Raw genomic sequence first — 19,911 nt, forward strand, 5'->3', positions numbered from 1 at the left:
GTCGCGCTCACCGCGCCGGGGCCTTGTCCTTGGCGGGCTCTGCCGGCTGGCCGATCGGCGGCAGCAGCGAGCTCGAGCCCCACTGCCAGGTCCAGATCAGGTCGAGCGCGTTCTCGGCGCCGGACTGGGCGCGCAGCGTGAAGCGCCGCGCCGCGCGGTAGATCAGCTGCCAGGTGCCGCTGGCGGCGTTGAGGCTGCGCTCGTAGCCGACATACCAGCGCTGGCTGATCTGCTTGCCCAGCGTGACCACCGTCTCGCGGCTGTCGCCTTCGCCGTCCTGGCGCACCGAGAACTGGTCCAGACCGATGCGCTCGACCAGCGAGGGCGCGTCGCTCTCGCCGGCGATCAGCGCGGTGGCGGCACGCTGCAGCAGCGCCATGTCGGTGCGGCCCAGGCCATCGGAGGCGCGGCCCAGGATCAGCCAGGACAGCCGGTCGGTGTCGCTCATCGAGGGCTCGCTGATCAGCCGGATGCGGGGCAGCTGCGCGGTGCCGGTCACGCTGATGCCGACCCGCACATCCTCCAGATCCGGCCGGATCGCCTCGATGTCCAGCCGCGGGTTGTCCGGCAGGCCGGTGAAGCTGATGACCGAGCGCTCGACGCGCAGCTTCTGGCCATAGGCGGCGTAGGTGCCGTCGACCGCGCGGATGCTGCCGTTGACCGCCAGCCGGTTGGCCGGGCTGCTCAGGCGCAGCTCGCCGGTCAGCCGGGTGCTCAGGCCGCGGCCGACCAGCTGGAAGTGCTCGCCCAGATCGACGCGCAGGTCCAGCGCGGTGCTGCGCGGGCTGCCGCGGGCGGCGGTCTCGCGCTGGCGGTTCGCGCCGCGTCCCCGGTCGACATCGACATCGTCGCCCAGGCTGGGCGCATCGGACTGGCTGAAGTCGAAGCGACCCTCGTCGACCTTCAGCGCGCCCTGCAGACGGGTCTCGGCCGCATCGACGCGCAGGTCGGCGCTGCCGCTGAGGCTGGCGCGGCGGTCGATGCGCTGCAGCGCGGCGAAGCGGTCGGCCGTCATGCGCAGCGTCAGCACCGGCCGGGCGTCGAGCGTGGTCTGGCCGCTCAGCTCGAGCGAGCCGGTGCCGCCGCGCATCGCGAAGCGCTCGATGCGCGCGGTGTCGCCGTCGAGGCTGGCGCGCAGCGTGGCATCGCGCCAGTCGATGCCCTCCAGCACATTGCGCACCGCGATGCGGTCGCCCTGCAGCTCGCCGGCATAGCGAGGCTGACCGAACGCGCCATCCAGCCGCGCCTGACCGCCGACCCGGCCGCTCAGGCGCCAGCCCGCCGGCAGCCAGCCGCCCCAGTGCTCGAGCTGCGCCACCTCCAGCGCCAGACGTCCCTCCAGCGGCGCCTCGGCCGGCGGCCACATCTTGTCGGGCGTGGTGCGCACCGTCTGGCGGCCCTCGATGTGGCCGAGCTGGCTGCCGTCGATGCGCTGGCTGAACTGCCACAGACCGCCGTCGGCCTGCATCTGCAGCGCGATCTCGCCCAGGCCGAGCCGGCGCGGTCCGGTGCCCAGTTCGGCATCCTCCAGGCTGAGATCGCCGCTGGCGCGGCGCAGCAGCGCCGACATCGTGGTGCGTCCGTCGCGGGACTGCAGGTCGAGCCGGCCGTCGAGCGTGAGGTCGCCGCTCCAGCCCAGGTCGGGCTGCAGCTTCTGCAGCACCGGCGCCAGCGCCAGCGGCTCGAGCCGGGCCTGCAGCGCGAGCCGTGGCGCGTCGGTGCTGCCGGGGGCGGCCGACTGCCACTCCAGCTGGTCCAGCGCCAGCCGGGCGTCGAGCGTCTCCAGGCGCGCGGCCCCGGCGCGGGCCGACAGGCGGCCGTCGGGCTGGCGCTGCAGGGCCAGCGGCAGCTCGGCCAGCCGCAGCAGCGGCTGAAGGGCAGGGGGGCTGGCGCTGCTGGTGTTACTGCTGCTGTTGCTGCTGCTGTCGGTCTTGCCGTTCCGGGGCGCCAGGGCGGCCGGCAGCGCGCCCAGCAGCGCGACATCGCGCAGGCGGCCCTGCCAGTCCAGCGGCGCCTCGGGTGCGGGCGGCCAGCTGCGGCCGCCGGCCGACAGGCGGCCCTCCAGCACCGCGCGCGCCTGCAGCCGGCGCGCCGGGCTGGCTGTCATCTCGCTGTCGAGTTCCAGCCGGTGCTCGGCCGGGTTGCCGCGGCCGCGCAGCGTCAGCCGCTCGAGCTGCAGGCCGGGGCGCTCGAGACCGGCCAGATCCAGATCCAGCTCGATCGGGTCGGTGGCGCTGCGCAGGCCGGCATCGACCCGCAGTCCGATCTGGCGCAGGTCCAGGCCGTCGGGCAGCTGCAGCTGGCGGCCGTCCAGGCGCGCCTGCAGCCGCAGCTGCGGCCAGCGGCCCTGCAGCGTGCCGCTGCCGTCGAGGGATCCGGCCAGCCGGGGAGCCGGGTTGCCGGCCAGCTGCAGCCAGGGCTGCAGCGCCTGCAGTGCACCGCTGCGCAGCGTGAACTGCCAGCGGTCCTCGCCGCCGGCACGGCGAGGCGCGGCGGTGGCGGGAAAGAGCTGGCCGCGCAGGCTCAGGTCGGTGGCGCCGGCCTGGCCGGCCGGGCCGGGGGCTGCGCCGACACGTGCATCCAGTTTGGCCTGCAGCATCCGGTCGGCACCGGCCCCTTGGGGCGGTCCCTTGATCTGCAGCAGGCCGGAGAGCGGCACCCCGGCCAGCAGGCTGGGCGCGATCTCGAGCCGGGCCTGGCCGTCCAGTGCCGCCAGCCAGGCGCCGGGGTCGCCTGAGGCCGGCGGCGTGGCTGGCAGGCCGAGCGCCAGATCCATGCGACCGTCCAGACGATGCGGGCCGCGCTGCCAGGCGCCTTGACGCTCGCCCGGCCACCAGAGCGACGGGTCGAAGCGCTCCAGCGTCGCCCGGCTCTGAAGCTGCCAGCGCCGGCCGGCATCGACCCGCTCGGCCCGGCCCTCGGCCTGCAGCCGCGCGCCGTCGCTGCCGATGCGCAGCTTCTCGAGGTCGATGCGTTCGGGCGTGCCGCGCATCTGCAGCTGCAACTGCAGATCGGGCAGGTCTTTGCGTTCATGGCGGCCGCGCAGGTCGGTCTGCAGGGTCGCGCGCGGGGGCTGGTCGGCACGGTCGGCGGGCGGCTGGCTCCAGCTCAGGGTCAGCGGCCCGCTCAGCCGCATCGCGGGTGCCCGCGGATCGAGCCGGGCCGGCTGCAGCTCCTGCAGCGTGGCGCTCAGCGCCAGCTCGAGCCGGCTGCCGCTGTCCGGGCCGGAGCGGCTCCAGCGGCCCTTGCCCAGCACCGTGCCGGCCGGGCCGCTGCCATCGTGCAGCACCAGGCGCAGGGTCTCGAGCGTGCCGATGTCCGGGTGCGAGGGGTCGCCGGTCGCGCCGATGCGCAGCGACTCCAGTGGCAGGCGCTGCCGATCGAGCCGCCCGGGCTGCCGGTTGAGCAGGTCGATCTGCAGCTGCAGCGGCGCGGCTGAACGGCCGCCGGCGCTGGTGCCGCCCGCGCTGCCGGTGCCGCCCGGCTCGAGCCGGGCCTCGATGCTGCCGCTCAGCGCGGTCTGCGGCAGCTGGCTCGACAGCGGCGCCAGATCGACCTCCTGCAGCCGGGCCTGCAGCCTGGAGAGCGGCTGCGGCTGCTCCGGCCGCAACTGGGCCTCGGCCTCGAGCGCCTGGCCGCGTGCGAGCAGCTTGACCTTGGCCTCCAGCCGGGCCAGCGGGCCGCTCAGGCCCAGGTCGAGCTGCCAGTCGGTCGGCAGTGCGGCGGTGCTGCGGGTGCCGGCCTCGGTGCGGGCGCTGAACTGCGCCTGCACCGGCAGCGGCGCGGCGGCGCCGATCTCGAGCTGGCCGCGCAGCTGCAGCTGATCGCGGCGCAGCGCGATCGCGTCGAGCCGGTGCCGGCCGGCCGGTCCGGCGGGCAGCGTCAGCCGCGCCGACAGATCGTGCAGCGGCTGCTCCCGCAGGCCGTCCAGCATCAGCCGGCCGATGCGGATCTCGTCGATCTGCAGCGACAGCGGCAGCACCAGCGAGCGCGGCAGCACCGTCGGCGAGCTGTCGGCGGCGCGGCCCTGCAGGTCGATCGTCTCGATCTGCAGCCGTGCCAGCCGCAGCGCCGGCGCCTGGCCACTCGGCCAGTCGAGCACCGGCAGGCGCCAGGACAGGCCGTCGATGCGCAGCGTCTGGCTCGGGCCGAGCGGGTAGCTCAGCGTGCGGATGTCCAGATCGCCGGCCAGCGGGCCGCGCAGCCCGTCGACCTGCAGCCCCGGCACCAGCGACAGCAGCCGGCGGCTGCCCGCCTCGGTCTTGAGCGCCGACAGCAGCAGCGCGCCGGCGGCCAGCGCCAGCAGCAGCAAGGCCAGCAGCACGACCAGCACGCGCCCGAGCATCGAGCGCACCGGGCGGGCGGGGGGCACAGGAACGGCGGCAGCGGCCGCGCTGTCGCTGTTCGCCTGGGCGGTCGGATCAGGCATCGGCATCCATCAATCAGTCAGTCAAGCGGTCAGTCGATCGGTCAGTAGGTGATGCCCAGGCTGAAGTGCAGCCGCAGCCGGCGCGCCTGCTGGCCATAGGCCAGGTCCAGCCGCAGCGCGCCGACGGGGCTGCGCCAGCGCAGGCCCACGCCGTAGCCGAGCACCGGATTGAAGCCCTTCCAGGAGGCTTCCGCGTTGCCGGCATCGACGAAGACCGCGCCCTGGAAGGCCGGATCGCCCCGGCGCAGCGGATGGCCGGCCTCGACGCTGGCCACCGCCAGCACCCGGCCGCCGACCGCATCGCCATCGGCGTCGACCGGGCCGAGATCCTGGCTGCCGTAGCCGCGCACGCTGTCGTCGCCGCCGGCGCGGAAGAGCAGCGTGTAGGGCACCGCCACCGCATCGCGGGCGAAGACCTGGCCGAGCTGGACCCGGGCGCTGGCGTACCAGGGCCCGAGCCGCTCGTAGCGGGTCAGCCGGCCGGTGGCCCGCGCAAACGCGCCGGTCTCGCGCGGGGTGGCGCGGTAGGACTGGCCCGCGCCGGTCAGCAGCGACAGGCTGGTGCCGCGGGTCGGCAGCAGCGCGTTGTCGAGATCGCGCCAGATCCACTGATAGTTCAGGCTCAGCGCGGTGGTGTCGTCATTGACCGAGCCGTCGTCGATCACCCGGGTGCGCACCCGCTGCCACTCCAGGTAATAGAGCCGCTCGAGCCGCTCGTCGTCCTTGCTGCGGCCGAGCCGCGCGCTCTGCGTGGTCACGGCCAAGCCGCTGGCCTCGGCATGCTGGGCCAATGCCGCGGCGACGTTGCGATAGGGGCCGGGATGCGGATGCGAGGTCAGGTCGAGCGCGGCCAGCCGGTCGGTCTGTGCCAGCTGCAGCCGGGTGCGGGCCTGCCAGCCCCAGCCGAACCAGCGCTGGTGCTGGTGCTCGAGCGTGATGCGCGGGCCGCTGGCATCGGACACGCCCAGGCCGAGCGTGGCCTGCTGCAGCGGCCGCTCGCGCAGCCGCACCGTGACCGGCATCGCCTCGGCCAGCGCCGGATCGGGCTCCATCTGCACCGCCACGGTGTCGAACAGCGACGAGCGCGTCAGCCGCGCCTGGAATTCCTGCAGCGTCTGCTCGCGCAGCGGATCGCCGGGCGCGAAGTTCTGCAGGGCCTGCACCGCGTCGATGCGCACATGGTCGAGCCCCTCGTAGCGGATCTCGCCGAAGCGGTAGAGCGGGCCGCTGTCGGCGACCAGAAAGAGCCGGGCCTGGGCCTGCGCCGCATCGACCTGCGCGACGGTGCCGCTCCAGGCCGCGGTCGCGTGGCCCTGGGCGCGCAGCAGCGCCAGCGTGGCGCCCTTGGCGCTGCTCCAGCCGTCCTGGGTGAAGGGCTGTCCCGGGCCGAGCGCCCAGCTCTCGCGCGCCTGGCGCTGCAGCATCTGTGCGCTGGTGTCACCGTTGTCGGCGGCCAGCGACAGCGCGCCCTCGAACTCGATGCGCGCGCTCTCCACCCGGGTCTGCGGTCCGGGTTCGACGATCAGGCGCAGCCGGACCTGCGGCAGCGCCGGCCCCCCCGGCACGACGGTGACCCGTTCGCCGCGGTCGCTCGCCTCGGTGCGCACCACGGCGCCGAAGCGGCCTTCGGTCTCGAGCAGCGCGCGGGCCTGGGCCGGCGCAGCCTGGCGCAGGCGCATCAGCTCGGTGCGCGGCACCTGCGCGGTCTCCGGGCTGGCCAGATAGCGCGACAGGTCGAGGTGGCGCTGCAGCAGTGCGCGCAGCGGCTCGGGCGCCTCGATCTCCAGCGTCCAGGTGACATCCTCGGGCGCGGCGGACTCCTGCACGACCGGACTGGCCGGGTTCGGGGCGGGGGCGGGTTCCTGGGCCTGGGCCGTCGCTGCGGCCAGCAGCGCCGCCACGCTCACCCCCGCCAGCCGTTGCAGGCGTCCCGTCGGTCTCGCCCGCCTCATTTCGACAGCAGCCGCATCGCCTGCTCGAGGCCGGCGACGCTCATGGGGAACATCCGGTGGCCCATCAGCTGCTCGATCATCGCGATGCTCTGGCGGTAGGGCCAGACGCCCTGCGGCTCCGGATTGATCCAGGCCGACTTCGGGAAGGCGCGTGTCAGGCGCTGCAGCCAGTCGGCGCCGGCCTCCGGGTTGTGGAACTCGACGCTGCCGCCGATCTGGGTGATCTCGTAGGGGCTCATCGTCGCGTCGCCGACCAGGATCAGCTTCCAGTCCTTGTTGTACTTGCGGATCAGGTCCCAGGTGGGCAGCTTCTCGGCGTGGCGGCGGCGGTTGTTCTTCCACACGTGGTCGTAGACGCAGTTGTGGAAGTAGTAGAACTCGAGGTGCTTGAATTCGCTTTTCGCGGCACTGAAGAGTTCCTCTACCTTCGGGATGTGGTCGTCCATCGTGCCGCCGACGTCCATCAGCAGCAGCACCTTGACCTTGTTGTGGCGCTCGGGGACCAGGCGGATGTCGAGCAGGCCGGCGTTTGCCGCGGTCGAGTGGATGGTGTCGTCCAGGTCGAGCTCGGTCTCGGCGCCCTCGCGCGCGAAGCGGCGCAGCCGCCGCAGCGCGATCTTGATGTTGCGCGTGCCCAGCTCGACCGTGTCGTCGTAGTCGCGCCAGGCGCGCTGCTCCCAGACCTTGACCGCGCTGCGCTCGCGCCCGGGGCCGCCGATGCGGATGCCGCGCGGATTGTGGCCGCCGTGCCCGAAGGGGCTGGTGCCGCCGGTGCCGATCCACTTCGAGCCGCCCTCGTGGCGCTCCTTCTGCTCCTCGAGGCGCTTCTTGAGCGTCTCCATCAGCTCGTCCCAGCCCAGCGCCTGCAGCCGGCTGCGCTCCTCGGCGGAGAGCTCGCGCTCGAGCGTGCGGCGCAGCCAGTCCTCGGGCAGCTCGCGCAGGTTCTCGGTCAGCATCTCCACGCCCTTGAAGTAGGCGGAGAAGGCGCGGTCGAAGCGGTCGAAATGCGCCTCGTCCTTGACCATGATCGTGCGGGCGAGAACGTAGAAGTCGTCGAGGCTGGGCAGGCGACGGCCTTCGTCGTCGTCGAGCACGCCGAGCTTCAGTGCCTCGAGCAGCACCAGCAGCTCGCGCACCGACACCGGCAGCCGGGCGGCGCGCAGGGTCTGGAGGAAGTCGATCAGCATGTCCGACAGTCTAGCCAGAGCCGGGCGCAAGCGGCGATCTGGCCGGGCTTGTCCCGGATGTTCCGGCGCTTGTCGATTTCAGACGGGCTGCACCGGGGCCGAAATTCCTTGGATGAACCCTGATGCGCTGTCGCTGCCATGGTCCTGCACGCCTGCGGCCCGGCCGGCGTGCGGCTTCGGCCTGATCGAGCTGCTGGTGACGATGGCGCTGGTGGCGCTGGTGGCCGCCTTCGTGCTGCCTTCGCTGGCGACGTTCGCTGCGCGTCAGCGCCTGGCGGCGGTGTCGGCGGAGTTCTCGGCCGCGCTGGCGCTGGCGCGCTCGGAGGCGGTGCGCACCGGCCTGCCGGTGCTGCTGCTGCCGCTGGCGGCCGCGCCGGCGGCCGGCAACGAGTACGGCCAGGGCTGGCAGGTGGTGGTCGATGCCGACGGCTCCGGCACCGCCGGGCCGGCCGAGACGGTGGTGAGGCGCTTTGCCGCGCCGCCGGCGCCGCTGCGCTTCGGCGGCGATGCGCCGGTCAGCTTCGCGCCCAGCGGCTTTCTCGGCCGCAGCGTCACGCTGACGATGCGCCTGTGCCCCGGCAACGGCGCGACGCAGGGCAGCGCCTTTGCCATCCAGCCGACCGGCCTGGCGGATGTGAGCCGCATCGGAGACTGCCGGTGAGACGACCGCGCCCGCAGTCTGGCTTCGCGATGACCGAGGCGCTGGTCACGCTGGTGGTGCTGTCGCTGGCGGCGCTGGGCCATGTGGCGCTGCAGCTGCGCAGCCTGGGCGTGCAGTCGGGCGCGGCCTGGATGAGCCAGGCCACCGTGCTGGCCTCGGATGCGGCCGACCGGATGCGCGCCAATCCGGCCGGCGTCGCGGCCGGGCGCTATGACGCGCTGTTGGCGCCGGCCGCGCTCAGCCCGGCCTGCAGCCTGGCCGCGCCGTGCAGCGATGCGCAGATCGCGCAGCGCGACTTCTTCCGCTGGCGTGCCGACCTGGCGGCGCTGATGCCCCAGGGCGAGGGCGTGATCTGCCGCGATGCCACGCCCGAGGATGGCAGCGCCGCCGCCCCGGCCTGCGACGGCAGCGGCACGCGACTGGCGGTCAAGATCTTCTGGCGCGAGCGCGAGCGGACCTCGCGGCTGGTGATGGTGGTGCAGCCATGAGCCTGCGGCGGCCTCTGCGACATCCGATGCGCGGCATGACCCTGGTCGAGCTGATGATCGGCCTGACGATCGGGCTGTTCCTGGTCGGCATCGCCGGGTCGCTGTTCCTGGGCAGCCGCCTGACCTTCAACGCGCAGTCGCAGGTGGCGCGGCTGCAGGAGGGCGGGCGCTTCGCGGCCGAGCGGCTCGGCACGGACCTGCGCATGGCCGGATTCCGCGGCTGCCGTGGCCAGGGCGCGGGCACCACGCTGAGCAATCTGCTGCGTAATCCGGGCGATTTCCAGATCGACTTCGCGCGGGGCCTGCAGGTCTCGCGGCATGACGGCGGATCCTGGCAGCCGGCGCTCGATGCCTCGATCTCCGGGCTGTCGCCGGCGCCGGACCGGGCGGGCGACGTGGTCACGGTGCGCCGCACCGTCGGCCCGGGCTGGGCGCTGACGGCGGCGATGGTCTCGGGCACCGCGGTGGTCAATGTGACGCCGACCTCGGTCATCCAGCGCGGTGACCTGCTGCTGCTGTCGGACTGCAGCAGCGCGGTGGTCTTCCAGGCCAGCAACGCCACGCCCGGCGGCGACGGCGCGATCGAGCACAGCGCGGCCGGCAGCCTGCAGCCCGGCAACGCCCAGGCCGATCTGGGCCGCGTCTTCCTGCAGGACGCGGTGGTGCACCGTCTGGCCACCACCACCTACTACCTGGCGCCAAGCCGGCGCCCCGGTCGCGCCGGCATGATGGCGCTGTGGTCGAACACCGTGCCGGCCTATGACGGCTCGGCGCAGCCACAGGAACTGCTGACCGGCGTCGAGCGCCTGGCGCTGCGGCTGGGGCTGGACACCAACGCCGACGGCACGGCCGAGGCCTTCGTGGCGCCGGCCCAGGTCGCCGACTGGCTGCAGGTGGTCTCGGCCGAGGTCGCGCTGCTGCTGGTGGGGGCGGACGATCAGGTCGCCACCGCGCCGCAGCCGGTGACCTTCGACGGCGTGCAGATCGTGCCGACCGACCGGCGCCTGCGCAGCAGCGTGTCCTTTTCCGCCTCGCTGCGCAACAGCAGCCGATGAGGATGCCGATGCCGATCTCCCGCCCCTGTGGCTTCTCGCTGGTCACCGTGCTGCTGCTGATCGCGGTGCTGGCCTCGCTCGGGGTCGGCGCGATGAACGCCGGGCTGCTGCAGGAGCGCATGGCCGGCCATGCCCGCGACCGCCAGCAGGCGATGCAGGCGGCCGAGGCCGCGCTGCGCGACGCCGAGGCCGACATCCAGGCCAACCTGAGCTACGACAGCGCCTTCACCACGACCTGCACGGCCGGCCTGTGCCTGCCGCCCTCGATGAGCTCGGCCGCACCGACCTCGCGGCCGCTGTGGCAGACGATCGACTGGTCGACCTCGGCCGGCCAGAGCCGCGCCTACGGCAGCGCCACCGGCGCCGCCGCGCTGCCGGGCCTGGCCGCGCCGCCGCGCTACATCGTCGAGCGCCTGCCGCCGCTGAACCCGACCTCCGGCACCTCGGCCAGCCTGTCGGCGCCGCTGGCGGACCTGCCGCAGGTGTTTCGCATCACCGCGCGCGGCGTCGGCCTGCGCAGCTCGACGGTGGTGGTGCTGCAGTCGACCTACATCAAGCGATGACGCGATGAAGACAAATCCCCGCATTGGCCTGTCCCCGCTGCCGGCGCTGCTGGCGCTGGTCGCCGGCCCGGCGCTGGCGCAGACGGTCAGCCTGGCCCAGTCGCCGCTGTATCTGGAGGCCGGGGTCAAGCCGAACGTGCTGGTCGTCTACGACAACTCGCCGTCGATGGAGTTCATGCTGCCGGGCGGGCAGGGCACCGTCCTGCTGGCGCATCCCAACACGCGGGGCAACATCGCGCGTGCGGCGCTGCGCGACATCATCGGCACCTACCGCAGCCAGTTCCGCTGGGGTCTTGCTACCTTCGAGAACCAGGGCCTCTATGGCCCGACCTACGACAGCCGGTCTTCGCTGCCGGTGATGTACTACAGCAGAAGCACGGCGGGCATGGGCCTGCTGCGCCGGGCGGTCCAGGACGATTCGGCCGCGCACCAGTCGGCGCTGCTCAGCCTGCTGGCCACGGAAACCGAGAACCTCAACACCCCGGAGATCAAGAACGGATCGATCGGTACGCCGTTGCCAGGCGCGATGCGGACCGCCTTCCAGTACTACGCCAACACACTGTCGGGCACGTCCTCTCCCATCACCAACCGCACCTGCCAGCGCAACTATGTGCTGCTGGCGACCGATGGCGATCCGACGATCCGGATCGGCGGGGCGGCCTACTCCGACCAGGACATCACGAACCAGCAGGTCAATGGCAGCTGGGTCTTCGGTCAGGCTGCCCAGGATGTGTTCACCGAGATCGGTCGCCTGCGCACGCTCACGGTGAGCGGCAATGCCGCGATCAACGGGCAGTACGACGTGCAGACCTATGTCGTCGGCCTGGGTGAGGTGGCGACCAATCAGGCCTCGATCGCCGCGATGAACCGCATGGCCACCGTCGGCGGCACGGGCAGCGCCTACATGGCCACCGACCGCGCCACCCTCAACGCCGCCTTCGCGCAGATCACCGCCGATATCCAGGCCCGCACCGCCGCCTCGGCCGGGGTGGCGATCAGCACCGGCGCCTGGAAGAGCGGCACCCAGGTCTTCCAGGCGCGCTTCAACACCGGCGACTGGTCGGGCGAGCTGCGGGCGCTGGAAATGCTCTCCAGCGGCGCGCTGGCCACCACGCCGACCTGGGAGGCCGGCCAGCGTCTGGGCCTGAAGCACTGGAGCACCGGCCGGCAGATCCTCACCTACCGCGCCGCCTCGGCGCTGGGCAGCCGCGGCGTGCCGTTTCGCTGGCCGGCCAATGCGGCCGCCCCGGGCGCCACCGAGATTCCGCTGACGCTGGTGGCCGCGCTCAATCGCAACGGCGCTGGCGTGGTCGACACCCACGGCGCGCTGCGGCTGAACTATCTGCGCGGCGACGCCAGCCGCGAGCTGCGCCGCTGCCCGGCCTGCACCGCGCCGGCGGCCTTCCGCAACCGGCCGACGACGGTGCTGGGCGACATCGTCAACTCGACGCCGCTGCTGGTCACCAGCGGTGGGCGCTTCGTGCGCGACAGCGCCGAGGCAGCCGCCTACGACACCTTCCGCCGCGCGCGGGCGGCGATGGCGCCGGTGGTCTATGTCGGGGCCAACGACGGCCAGCTGCATGCCTTCGATGCCCGCACCGGCGACGAGCTCTTCGCCTATGTGCCCGGCCTGGTCGCCGACCGGCTGGCCGCGCTGCCCGAGGCCGGCTACACCCATCAGTACAGCGTCGACGGCCCGCTGGCCGCTGGTGACGTGCACTACGCCGGCGGCTGGAAGACCTTGCTGGCGGGTACGGGCGGCGCCGGCGCCAAGGGCCTGTATGCGCTGGACATCAGCGATCCGGCGAACTTCACCGAGGCGACCGCCTCGAGGGTGGCGCGCTGGGAGATCGACGGCAGCGACACCTCGGTCGGCCACATCCTGCAGCAGCCGCTGATCGCCAAGGCGCGCAACGGCCGCTGGATGGTCTTTTCCGGCAATGGCCTCAACAGCACCGGAGGCGTCGCGCAGCTGCTGGTCATCGATGCCGAGACCGGCGTGCCGGTGCGGGTGAGCACGCGCTCCGGCACGGCCGCCAGCCCGAACGGGCTGCTGGGGCTGACCGGCATCAGCACGGCCGGTGACGGCGTGGTCGACGTCATCTATGCCGGCGATCAGCAGGGGCAGATGTGGAAGTTCGACCTGTCGGCCAGCGATCCGCTGGCCTGGAAGGTGGCCTACGGCCCGGCGGCGGCGCCCCGGCCGCTGTTCTCCACCGCCTCCGGCCAGCCGATCACCGCACGCCCGGACGTGACGCCGCATCCGGCCGGCGGCTATCTGGTGAGCTTCGGCACCGGCAGCTATCTGAGCCGCGGCGACCTGAGCTCGACGACGACACAGACGCTCTACGGCATCCGCGACAGCGGCACGACGGTGTCCGCCAATGAGCTGGTCAGCCAGTCGGTGCTGGGCACGCAGACCGGCGGCGACGGTCGCACCTACCGGTTCAGCACCTATGCGGTGGGCCGACCCTCGACGCTGTTCAGCGGCGACAACCAGCTCACCGAGACGGCCTTTCGCACCGGCAGGAAGGGCTGGCGGCTGGACCTGCCTGCCAGCGGCGAGCGCATCGTCACCGAGGTGCTGATCCGCGCCGGCAAGGTGATCGTCTCGACCCTGATCCCGAGCAGCGACCCCTGCGCCTATGGCGGCGACGGCTGGGTCATGGAGCTCGACGCCATCACCGGCAACCGCGCCGACAGTCCGGCGCTCGACACCAATGGCGACAACCGCGTCGATGCGGCCGACCGGCTCACGCTGTCGGGCCAGCTCGCGCATGTCTCCGGCGTGCGGGTCGGTGGCATCCCGTCGGCCCCGAGCATCGTGCGTGCGTCCGACCGCGCGCTCGACGACAAGATCGTCAACACCTCGTCCGGGACCACGGTGCGCATCCGCGAGAGCGGCATCACCGCGACCTCCGGCCGTTCAAGCTGGGAGCAGCTGCAATGAATGTCCATCGTCCCTGGTCCAGCCGCCGGTCCCGCGGCTTCACGCTGATCGAGCTGATGATCGCGGTGGCGGTCATCGGCATCCTGGCCGGGGTGGCGCTGCCAAGCTACCGCGAGCAGGTCGCCTCGGCCCGGCGCGCCGACGCCAAGGCCGCGCTGCTGGAGCTGGCGCAGCGCATGGAGCGGGTCTACACCGAGCAGGGCACCTACGCCAACATCCGCCTGGGCAGCGCCGCCGGCGATCTCTACCCGACGGTCTCGCCGCAGCGCCACTACACGCTGTCGATCGTGCGCCAGGATGCCAGCGGCTTCCAGATCCGCGCCACCCGCAGCGGCGCGCAGGCCTCGGACGCCTGCGGCAACTACACCTACGACCAGGCCGGCACCCGCGGTCTGGAGTCCTCGGCGCGACCGGTCGAGAAGTGCTGGTGATGCGGCCCGCGGTGCCGCGCCTCAGCGGTTGCGGCTCTGCATGAACACCAGCTTCTCGAACAGCGTCAGATCCTGCTCGTTCTTCAGCAGCGCGCCGACCATCGGTGGGATCGCCACTTTCTGGTCGGCGCTCTGAAGCGCCTCGGCGCCGATGTCCTCGGCCAGCAGCAGGCGCAGCCAGTCGATCAGCTCCGAGGTCGAGGGCTTCTTCTTCAGGCCCGGCAGGTTGCGGATGTCCTGGAAGCTCTTGAGCGCGGCGGCCAGCAGATCCTGCTTCAGGCCGGGGAAATGCAGGTCGACGATGCGGCGCAGCGTCTCGGCCTCGGGGAAGCGGATGTAGTGGAAGAAGCAGCGGCGCAGGAAGGCGTCGGGCAGCTCCTTCTCGTTGTTCGAGGTGATGAAGACCAGCGGGCGGTGCTTCGCGCGAATGGTCTCGCGCGTCTCGTAGCAGTGGAACTCCATGCGGTCGAGCTCGCGCAGCAGGTCGTTCGGAAACTCGATGTCGGCCTTGTCGATCTCGTCGATCAGCAGCGCCACCGGCTGCTCGGCGCTGAAGGCCTGCCACAGCATGCCCGGCACGATGTAGTTGCGGATGTCGCGCACCCGCTCGGCGCTGTCGGCATCGGGCATCTGGCTGTCGCGCAGCCGGCTGACCGCGTCGTACTCGTACAGGCCCTGCTGCGCCTTGGTGGTGCTCTTGATGTGCCACTGCAGCAGCGGCAGGCCGAGCGAGGCGGCCACCTGCTCGGCCAGCATCGTCTTGCCGGTGCCGGGCTCGCCCTTGACCAGCAGCGGGCGCTGCAGACGGATGGCCGCGTTGACCGCGAGCATCAGGTCGGGCGTGGCGACGTACTGGTCGGAGCCGGTGAACTTCATGCGAAATGTCCTCGTGTGTGCGCTCTTGCGCTGCGGTTCTGGGCGCGGGCCAGTATATCGAGGCGCTGCCGGGCGGCCGGGGTGGCCGGTCATGGACAATCCGCGCATCGACAGCAAGGGCCAAGGGCCGACAGGCAAGGAGAACGTCATGCGCTGGCAGGTGGCGGTGGGGTCGTCGCAGGACGCGGCGGCGGCGGTGCGGGCAGGGGCCCTGGGGCTGGATCTGCAGACGGCACCGCCCGAGCGGGTGCGGGCGATCTGCGCCCAGGTGCGCAACCAGGCCGACGGCATCGTCATCGATGCGGCCCTGCCGGCGCTGGCGGGGCCGTCGGCGCTGCAGGCCCGTCTGCAGCCGCTGCGCGATGCCGGCGTCGACCGCATCGCGGTGCCGCTGGGCGAGGGGGCCGGCGCGGTGCCGCTGCTGCGGCTGATCGCCGCCGCACGGCCCGAGGCGGGCCAGCCGCTGCTGATGCCGGTGCTGGCGCTGCCGCTGCTGGCCGGCGCGCCGCAGGCCGGTGCGGTCGACCGGCTCGAGGCGCTGGCCTCGCTGGCCCGGCAGCAGCGGGTGCGTGCGCTGCTGATCGATCTGGAGACCGGCGCGCCCGAGCCCGGCGCGATCTGGCGGCAGCGGCCGGTGGGCTCGCGGCTGCCGCTGCTGGTGCGCGACCTGCAGGCCGCCGGCATCGAGGTCGGCCTGCGGGTGGCGGTGCGGCGCGAGCAGATCGGTCGGCTGGCCGACTGGGCGCCGGACTTCGCGACGCTGGTCTGCCAGGAGCGCGGCGCCCACGGCGAGCCGGTGCTCGATGTCGACCGCCTGCTCGAGCGCCTGCGCGATCCGCGCACGCCGCAGTGCCGGCCGGCGCTGGCGGCCTGAAGCGGCGGGTGTGCAGGCCGCGATGGCGCTCGACCATCTGCTGCCGCTGAAGAAGATCCATCTTTCTCCTCATGCCCATGACGCTTCCCGGCTTCCATTCCCCCGCGATCGGCTTCGAGCAGCCCTTCGAGATGCTTGCCGCCTGCCACGAGCGGGTCGAGCGCACGCTGGCGCTGTTCGAGCGCCTGGTCGCGCATGTGCGCGCGCAGGGCCATGACGCGGCCTCGCGCTCGGCCGCCGCCGACGTGCTGCGCTACTTCGACCTGGCCGCACCGCATCACCATCAGGACGAGGAGCGCCATGTGCTGCCGCGGCTGCGTGCCTCGGGCGCGGCGGAGGCACTGGCGCTGGCCGACACGCTCGAGGCCGAGCACCGCCGCATGGAGCTGCTGTGGGCGCGTCTGCGCGAGCCGCTGCGGGCCTGGCGCGAGGCGTCCGACGGGGACGGCCCGGGCCGCGACTTTCCGCTTGAGGCCGAGCGCCAGGCCTGGGCTGCGCTCTACGCCGCTCACATCGCGGCGGAGGAGGGCCGCGCCTATCCGCAGGCCCGCGCCGGGATCGACGCGCAGCCCGCCGCCGCCGCGACGCTGGCCGGCATCGGCGCCGAGATGGCCGCGCGCCGCCGGGCGCCGGGAGGGGCGGCATGAGCGCCCGCCGCGAATGGCTGCGCCTGGCGCTCGGCGGCGGCGCCGGCCTGGCGCTGGGCTGGACCGGCGCGCGCGCGCAGCCGGTGGCGGCGCTGGAGCTGCCGCAGGAGCGTGCGGTGCCCGGCGGCGTGGTGCTGATCCCGATCGGTCCTGCCGCGCAGGAGCCGCGCGCCGAGCATGAGGGCGTGCCGCTGCTGGTCGTCGGCGACCCGATCGCGTGGACGGCGGTGCTCGGCCTGGCGCTGGCGGCCGCGCCCGGTGCCGGCGAGATCGTCGTGCGCCGCGACGATCGCCCGCCCGAGCGGCTGCCCTACCGCATCGCTACGCACCGCTACGCCGAGCAGCGCCTGTCGGTGGCGCCGCGCCATGTCGAGCTCTCGCCCGAGAACCTCGCCCGCCACGAGCGCGAACGCGAGCGCCAGGCGCAGATCGTCGCCCGCTTCAGCCGACCGCTGCCCGCCACGCTGCGCATGCGCGTGCCCACGGCCGGGCCGCGTTCGGGCTCCTTCGGCCTGCGCCGGGTCTTCAACGGCCAGCCGCGCAATCCGCACAGCGGCATGGACATCGCCGCGCCGATCGGCACGCCGGTGATGGCGCCGCTGGACGGCGAGGTGGTCGATGTCGCCGACTATTTCTTCAATGGCCGCACTGTCTGGCTCGACCACGGCGGCGGCCTGCTGTCGATGTTCTGCCACCTCTCGGCTGAGCAGGTGCGCCCCGGCGACCGGGTGCGCAGCGGCGAGCGGGTGGCCGATGTCGGCGCCACCGGCCGGGTGACCGGGCCGCATCTGCACTGGTCGATCAGCCTGAACCGCGCGATAGTCGACCCGGCGCTGTTCCTGGCATGAGCACCGAGTCCTCGCTGCTGCTGCCGCAGGCCCTGGACCTGCTGTCCGGCCTGGTCGGGCCAGTCGAGCTGGTGGCCACGCTGGCGTTTGCGCTCTCGGGCGCGATCGAGGCGGCGCGGCGCCGGCTCGATGCGGTCGGCGTGGTGGTCGCCGCCTTCCTGACCGCCTTCGGCGGCGGCACGCTGCGCGACGTGCTGCTCGACCGCCGGCCCTTCTTCTGGGTCGAGCACAGCACCCAGGTCGCGGCGGTGTTCGGGCTGTGCATCGGCGCGATGGTGGTGATCCGCGCCCGCCACCTGCGCCTGACCGAGCGGGCGATGTTCTGGCCCGACACGCTGGGCCTGGGCCTGTTCGGCGCCGCCGGCACGCAGATTGCGCTGTCGGTGCAGATGCCGGCGCTGATCGCGGTGCTGATGGGCGTGATCACCGCGGTCTTCGGCGGCGTGTTGCGCGACATGGTCTGCAACCAGATCCCGGCGACGCTGCGCGACCACCGCCCCTACGCGCTGTGCGTCTTCATCGGCGGCTGGGCGCTGGTGCTGGCCGCGCAGTGGCTGGACTGGTCGGCCGACGCGGCGCTGCTGGGCTCGGCGGCGGTCACCATCGTGCTGCGCTGGCTGGCGGTGGCGCTGGACTGGCGGCTGCCGGCGTGGCGCATGGACTGAATGGCGGTGCTAATCTCGATCCTCGACCGCCGCGACTTTTCTGCCTGATCCTTCATGCCTGCCGATTCCCGCCTTGTCTACTCCACCGATTCCGGCCGCGTCTGCCCGGATTGTCGCCAGCCGATGCTGCAGTGCCTCTGCCGCGCGGAGCTCGTCTCGGGAACGCCCGACGGCGTGGTCAAGGTCAGTCGGGAGAAGCAGGGCCGGGGCGGCAAGACGGTCACCGTGGTGCGAGGACTGGGGCTGGCGGGCGAGCCGCTGACGGCGCTGGCCAAGGCGCTGAAGGCGGCGTGTGGCAGCGGCGGCACCGTCAAGGACGGTGTGGTCGAGATCCAGGGCGACCATGTCGCGAAGGTGATCGACTGGCTGCAGCAGCGCGGCCGCACGGTCAAGCGCGCGGGAAGCTGATCCGGTCGGTCTTGCTCAGTCCAGCGGCGTCAGCCCATGGCGCAGCCGGGCGCGCGCGCAGGCCTCGTCGCCGCGGCCCAGCGGCGCGAGCATGCCGAACTCGCGGCAGGGGCCGGGGCGCCACTCGTAGATGCCGCAGCCGGCTTTTTCTCCGACGGTGCCGACCAGCGCGGCGCAGCGCGGCCGGGCGTGGTCGGTGCCGCGCATGCGCGCCAGCGTGTCGCCCAGCTCGACCGCCAGGCCGTCGGGCACGCAGCCGCCGCGCGACTGCAGCTCCTCGGGCGAGAAGTCGACCCGGAAGCTGGCGCAGCAGGCGCCGCAGGTGAGGCAGGGGTTGTCGGCGGGCGAGCTCATGGCGGGCGCTCAGCCCAGGCGGGCGTGGTGGCGGGCGATCTGCGCGCGCACCTGGACCGGCGCGGTGCCGCCCAGCGTCGAGCGCGCGTTGAGCGAGCCCGCCAGCGTCAGCGCCTCGGCCACGTCGGCGGTGATGCGCGCGTCGTAGCCCTGCAGCGTCTCCAGCGGCAGCTCGGCCAGGTCTTGGCCCAGCGCGATGGCGTCCTTGACCGCGTGCGCCACCACCTCGTGCGCGTCGCGGAAGGGCAGGCCCTTCTTGACCAGGTAGTCGGCCAGATCGGTGGCGGTGGCGTAGCCGCGCAGCGCGGCACGCTCCATCGCGTCCTTCCTGACCGTCAGGCCGCCCGAGCGCGAGCCGTCGGCCGCGACCTCGCCGCCGATCATCTCGGCCATGATGCGCAGCGTGTCGTTGACGGTGTCCACCGTGTCGAACAGCGGCTCCTTGTCTTCCTGGTTGTCCTTGTTGTAGGCCAGCGGCTGGCCCTTCATCAGCGTGATCAGGCCCATCAGGTGGCCGATGACGCGGCCCGACTTGCCGCGCGCGAGTTCCGCCACGTCCGGGTTGCGCTTCTGCGGCATGATGCTCGAGCCGGTGCAGTAGCGGTCCGAGAGGTTGATGAAGCCGAAGTTCTGGCTCATCCAGACCACGATTTCCTCGGCCAGGCGCGAGACGTGGATCATCACCAGCGAGGCAAACGCGGTGTATTCGATGGCGAAGTCGCGGTCGGAGACGGCGTCCAGGCTGTTCTGGCACACGCCCTCGAAGCCCAGCGTGCGCGCCACGCGCTCGCGGTCGAGCGGATAGCTGGTGCCGGCCAGCGCGGCCGAGCCCAGCGGCAGGCGGTTCACGCGGCGGCGCAGATCGGCCAGGCGCTCGGCGTCGCGGGCGAACATCTCGACATAGGCCAGCAGGTGGTGCGCGAAGCTCACCGGCTGCGCGACCTGCAGGTGGGTGAAGCCCGGCAGGATGGTGTCGACGTTCTTCTCGGCGACCGAGACGAGGGCGCGCTGCATGTCGGCCAGCAGCACGGCGGTGGCGTCGATCTCGTCGCGCAGCCACAGGCGCACGTCGGTGGCGACCTGGTCGTTGCGGCTGCGGCCGGTGTGCAGGCGCTTGCCCGCATCGCCCACCAGCGTGGTCAGGCGCGCCTCGATGTTGAGGTGCACGTCCTCCAGGTCGAGCTTCCACTCGAAGCTGCCGGCCTCGATCTCGGCGCGGATCTGCGCCATGCCGCGCTCGATGTCGGCCAGGTCGGCCGCGCTGATGATGCCCTGCGCGGCCAGCATCTCGGCGTGGGCCAGGCTGCCGGCGATGTCGGCGCGCCACAGGCGCTTGTCGAAGAAGACGCTGGAGGTGTAGCGCTTGACCAGCTCGCTCATCGGTTCGGAGAACAGGGCGGACCAGGCCTGGGCCTTCTTGTCGAGCTGGTTGTCGGAGGCGGGATGGCTCATCGGAGGGGCAGTCGGGAGTCCGGGCGGAGATCGACCGGAAGTGGCAGAAACGCCCGGCAGCCCCGCGCAAG

17 protein-coding genes are annotated in these 19,911 nt (G+C 72.9%); 11 read left to right on the top strand and 6 right to left on the bottom strand.

Annotated features, from left to right (window positions below; genetic code table 11):
* Nucleotides 1-7: 7 nt before the first annotated feature.
* From BW996_RS22435 to BW996_RS03765, 3 genes are read right to left on the bottom strand one after another with little or no spacing between them, the layout of a single operon-like run.
* Nucleotides 8-4,429 carry a translocation/assembly module TamB domain-containing protein gene (locus BW996_RS22435; RefSeq protein ID WP_139330732.1) on the bottom strand — a complete coding sequence of 1,474 codons (4,422 nt, stop codon included), beginning with the start codon at nucleotides 4,427-4,429 and terminating at the stop codon, nucleotides 8-10.
* Between the two features lie 41 nt (nucleotides 4,430-4,470).
* On the bottom strand, nucleotides 4,471-6,381 hold the full coding sequence (locus BW996_RS03760) for an autotransporter assembly complex protein TamA (protein ID WP_081837937.1): 1,911 nt from the start codon (nucleotides 6,379-6,381) through the stop codon (nucleotides 4,471-4,473).
* Complete coding sequence (locus tag BW996_RS03765) at nucleotides 6,378-7,568, bottom strand: vWA domain-containing protein (RefSeq protein WP_037478234.1); 1,191 nt, start codon at nucleotides 7,566-7,568, stop codon at nucleotides 6,378-6,380. The genes BW996_RS03760 and BW996_RS03765 overlap by 4 nt, the downstream gene beginning before the upstream one ends.
* A gap of 112 nt (nucleotides 7,569-7,680) precedes the next feature.
* Here BW996_RS03765 and BW996_RS03770 point away from each other — a divergent pair, with 112 nt between their 5' ends.
* The 6 genes from BW996_RS03770 to BW996_RS22030 are packed head-to-tail and all read left to right on the top strand — an operon-like array spanning nucleotide 7,681 to nucleotide 13,716.
* Nucleotides 7,681-8,229, top strand: coding sequence for a GspH/FimT family pseudopilin (locus BW996_RS03770; protein ID WP_051631540.1), 549 nt, complete (start codon nucleotides 7,681-7,683; stop codon nucleotides 8,227-8,229).
* A complete protein-coding gene (gene pilV / locus BW996_RS03775) occupies nucleotides 8,226-8,717 on the top strand; it encodes a type IV pilus modification protein PilV (RefSeq protein ID WP_139330733.1) in 492 nt (163 codons plus the stop codon). The genes BW996_RS03770 and pilV overlap by 4 nt, the downstream gene beginning before the upstream one ends.
* 26 nt (nucleotides 8,718-8,743) lie before the next feature.
* Complete coding sequence (locus BW996_RS03780; protein WP_037478236.1) at nucleotides 8,744-9,772, top strand: PilW family protein; 1,029 nt, start codon at nucleotides 8,744-8,746, stop codon at nucleotides 9,770-9,772.
* 8 nt (nucleotides 9,773-9,780) lie between these two features.
* A complete protein-coding gene (locus BW996_RS03785; RefSeq protein ID WP_162177946.1) occupies nucleotides 9,781-10,335 on the top strand; it encodes a pilus assembly PilX family protein in 555 nt (184 codons plus the stop codon).
* Between the two features lie 4 nt (nucleotides 10,336-10,339).
* Nucleotides 10,340-13,285: a pilus assembly protein gene (locus BW996_RS03790; protein ID WP_051631543.1), complete on the top strand. Its 2,946-nt coding sequence runs from the start codon at nucleotides 10,340-10,342 to the stop codon at nucleotides 13,283-13,285.
* Nucleotides 13,282-13,716, top strand: coding sequence for a type IV pilin protein (locus BW996_RS22030; RefSeq protein WP_037478240.1), 435 nt, complete (start codon nucleotides 13,282-13,284; stop codon nucleotides 13,714-13,716). Before BW996_RS03790 ends, BW996_RS22030 begins: the two co-directional genes overlap by 4 nt.
* Nucleotides 13,717-13,737: 21 nt before the next feature.
* On the opposite strand, the gene BW996_RS03800 is transcribed toward BW996_RS22030, so the two are convergent.
* The gene (locus BW996_RS03800; protein WP_037478242.1) at nucleotides 13,738-14,592 is read right to left on the bottom strand and encodes an AAA family ATPase; all 855 of its coding nucleotides are present in this window, start codon (nucleotides 14,590-14,592) and stop codon (nucleotides 13,738-13,740) included.
* Nucleotides 14,593-14,683: 91 nt separating this feature from the next.
* Here BW996_RS03800 and BW996_RS03805 point away from each other — a divergent pair, with 91 nt between their 5' ends.
* The 5 genes from BW996_RS03805 (at nucleotide 14,684) to BW996_RS03825 (ending at nucleotide 18,034) form a co-directional block, all read left to right on the top strand.
* Complete coding sequence (locus BW996_RS03805; protein ID WP_037478244.1) at nucleotides 14,684-15,466, top strand: hypothetical protein; 783 nt, start codon at nucleotides 14,684-14,686, stop codon at nucleotides 15,464-15,466.
* A gap of 71 nt (nucleotides 15,467-15,537) precedes the next feature.
* Nucleotides 15,538-16,113, top strand: coding sequence for a hemerythrin domain-containing protein (locus tag BW996_RS03810; RefSeq protein WP_037478246.1), 576 nt, complete (start codon nucleotides 15,538-15,540; stop codon nucleotides 16,111-16,113).
* Nucleotides 16,110-16,961 (top strand): peptidoglycan DD-metalloendopeptidase family protein, encoded by an 852-nt coding sequence (locus tag BW996_RS03815; protein ID WP_037478248.1) that lies wholly within the window; start codon nucleotides 16,110-16,112, stop codon nucleotides 16,959-16,961. The genes BW996_RS03810 and BW996_RS03815 overlap by 4 nt, the downstream gene beginning before the upstream one ends.
* Complete coding sequence (locus BW996_RS03820) at nucleotides 16,958-17,626, top strand: trimeric intracellular cation channel family protein (protein WP_081837940.1); 669 nt, start codon at nucleotides 16,958-16,960, stop codon at nucleotides 17,624-17,626. Before BW996_RS03815 ends, BW996_RS03820 begins: the two co-directional genes overlap by 4 nt.
* 54 nt (nucleotides 17,627-17,680) lie before the next feature.
* Nucleotides 17,681-18,034 carry a translation initiation factor Sui1 gene (locus tag BW996_RS03825; RefSeq protein ID WP_037478249.1) on the top strand — a complete coding sequence of 118 codons (354 nt, stop codon included), beginning with the start codon at nucleotides 17,681-17,683 and terminating at the stop codon, nucleotides 18,032-18,034.
* 15 nt (nucleotides 18,035-18,049) lie between these two features.
* Here BW996_RS03825 and BW996_RS03830 read toward each other — a convergent pair whose 3' ends face one another.
* Both BW996_RS03830 and argH read right to left on the bottom strand, forming a co-directional pair.
* Nucleotides 18,050-18,388, bottom strand: a complete 339-nt coding sequence (locus BW996_RS03830) for a YkgJ family cysteine cluster protein (protein ID WP_037478251.1) — start codon at nucleotides 18,386-18,388, stop codon at nucleotides 18,050-18,052.
* 9 nt (nucleotides 18,389-18,397) lie between these two features.
* On the bottom strand, nucleotides 18,398-19,840 hold the full coding sequence (gene argH / locus BW996_RS03835) for an argininosuccinate lyase (RefSeq protein ID WP_037478253.1): 1,443 nt from the start codon (nucleotides 19,838-19,840) through the stop codon (nucleotides 18,398-18,400).
* Nucleotides 19,841-19,911: the final 71 nt, after the last annotated feature.

Source organism: Sphaerotilus natans (genome assembly GCF_900156335.1).
In the GTDB taxonomy this organism is placed as follows: Bacteria; Pseudomonadota; Gammaproteobacteria; order Burkholderiales; family Burkholderiaceae_C; genus Sphaerotilus; species Sphaerotilus natans.